The following is a 2,153-nucleotide window of genomic DNA, read 5'->3' as shown; positions in this document are numbered from 1 at the left end:
CCAGCAGCACCGCGCCCTCGATGCGGTTGATACGTCCTGGTCCCCGGAATCCATAACCGATGACGAACAGCGACAGGGTCAGTGCGGCCATCACCAGCATGTCCCGATTGAAGACTTCCTGCCCGACCGCCAGCGGGTGAATCGTACCGGCGATCCCCACCACCGCCAGGGTATTGAACAGGTTGAAGCCCAGGATATTACCGAGAGCGATATCGTGTTCGCCCTTCCTGGCTGCAATGATTGATGAGGCCAGTTCCGGCAGCGAGGTGCCGACCGCGACGATGGTCAGGCCGATGATCAGATCGCTGACCCCAAACCCATGAGCGATCTCCACCGCGCCCCAGACCAGAATGCGGGAACTGACAATCAAAAGAGCCAGACCGACCACCAACCAGAAGACCGCACGGCGAATGGGCATGGCGCGAACGTCCAGCTCCTGCTCCATCTCGCTTCCCAACGCATCCTCTTTTTTCCGCAGCCCTTGCCAGATCGTCCAGGCCATCAGGCCGCCGAACACGGCAAGCAGCACGATGGCATCAAGCCGGGTGATCTCGCCATCCCAGAGTTGCCATGCCGCCAGCGCCGTGACCACCGCGAGGATGGGCAGTTCCTTGCGCAGCACCTGCGAATGTACGGCGATGGGGCTGATCAGGGCCGTGATCCCCAGGATCAGGGCGATGTTGGTGATGTTGGAGCCGTAGGCGTTGCCCAGCGCGATGCCCGGATTGCCTTGCGAGGCTGCCAGCGCCGACACCACCATCTCTGGTGCGGACGTACCGAAACCGACGATCACCATGCCGATTAACAGCGGCGGCATACCGAAATGGCGGGCGGTGGAGGCCGATCCCTCCACAAAACGGTCAGCGCTCCAGACGAGGAGCACCAAACCAAAAATTACAGCGATAAAGGCCAGTGTCATATAGACCAAAAACTCCTTAACAGCAGATGGACCGGATCACCCTTTAGGCGGATACGGATCGTTCCCGTGGCTGTCCTTGTTTTGGATCTTCCCGTCCTTGCCGTGGATGTAGAACTCGGTGCTTTGGTTCTGGCTGATCCTGCGCCCGGCATCGACGGCATCCTGCTTCTTGTCGAAGTGCCCGCTGCTACGGGTCGCGCCGTCCTTCTTGACGTCCCACCCTCCCTCGCTGTTGGGTACTACACGATGTGATCCTGATTTCTTTGGCATGGTCACCTCCTGTTGCTCCGGCACTTTCCAAGCGTCTATTGCCATTGCATTATGTTTTAGCAAAACCTCAAATTGTAATTCGTGATAGAAACTGTTTCTGCATTTCAGGAGAAAGCTCTCTGAACTTTTCAATGAGCCAGTCGATCTTTAGTTTGCTCAAATGCTTTTCGATTTTTTTGTTAATTTCCTCAAGCCGAGCACGATGGTTATCTGCAAGAACTGCAGGAGGGCAGTTAGCGCGTGCATGCAAACTATTAATATCTGCCGTATTTAGGCTTTCAAAATCTGTAGTTTCTTTTTCGAGATCTCGAATCCACTCAAGACTTTTCTCTTCTCTGCTTTCGGCTATCAATTTCCTGAAATTTTCTATAGTCTCCAACGGTTCCCATGGTGGCTCATCTTCACCAACTGCATCAAACACTTCAGATTTTAGTTTGGTTGCCAGTGAATCAAACTCGTTCCAGGTAAGCCGATCATTGTTTAACTGTTGATAAACTTGTAAATAGATACGCAAACATCTACGCATCAATTGCAAATCATCAAGATCCTCTCTGCAGCCCTCAAAAACAGAAAATAACTCATCGACTTCATTCTGCAGATCTTCTGCGTCATTAATCGTATTGAGCCTTGTTTGCCATAGTTTTGAAGCACGGTTTTTGGCTCCATTCAGAGCTGCTTTTATTTCTTCAAGTCTATTTGACAGTTGCAGGCGCAACTCGATGATCTCTGGCATTTCGATATGCGTAGAAATGCTTCGAAGCTTATTAGTATATTCGGTACCGACTTTCTGAAGTGCACGTAGCTCAGCTATCCGAACAAAGCTTGTAGCTTGAGCATTAGTTGTGAGCCATAGGCCAATTTCCCTCACCATTTGGTGCGCAGAAGCAATTAACTCAACTTTTCGAATAGCGGTATTGGTATATTTAACAATCTCATCTTGCAATTCGTCCAATTTCAATTTTTG

3 protein-coding genes are annotated in these 2,153 nt (G+C 51.3%); all 3 read right to left on the bottom strand.

The features are described from left to right. Nucleotides 1-919, bottom strand: a 919-nt coding sequence (locus tag E0765_RS02555) for a calcium/sodium antiporter (RefSeq protein ID WP_132811666.1), incomplete at its 3' end; no start/stop codon positions are given. A gap of 36 nt (nt 920-955) precedes the next feature. After that, nucleotides 956-1,189 carry a DUF2188 domain-containing protein gene (locus tag E0765_RS02550; RefSeq protein ID WP_132811665.1) on the bottom strand — a complete coding sequence of 78 codons (234 nt, stop codon included), beginning with the start codon at nt 1,187-1,189 and terminating at the stop codon, nt 956-958. 67 nt (nt 1,190-1,256) lie between these two features. Beyond that, nucleotides 1,257-2,153, bottom strand: an 897-nt coding sequence (locus tag E0765_RS02545; protein ID WP_223175662.1) for a hypothetical protein, incomplete at its 5' end; no start/stop codon positions are given.

The organism is Sulfuricurvum sp. IAE1 (genome assembly GCF_004347735.1).
In the GTDB taxonomy this organism is placed as follows: Bacteria; Campylobacterota; Campylobacteria; order Campylobacterales; family Sulfurimonadaceae; genus Sulfuricurvum.
Note: the sequence above shows the minus strand (reverse complement) of the source record. Positions and strands in the feature narration are given on the sequence as shown.

Bases quoted from the DNA above. Each gene is read 5' to 3' on its own strand.
- E0765_RS02550 (WP_132811665.1), bottom strand. From the start codon at position 1,189: ATGCCAAAGAAATCAGGATCACATCGTGTAGTACCCAACAGCGAGGGA.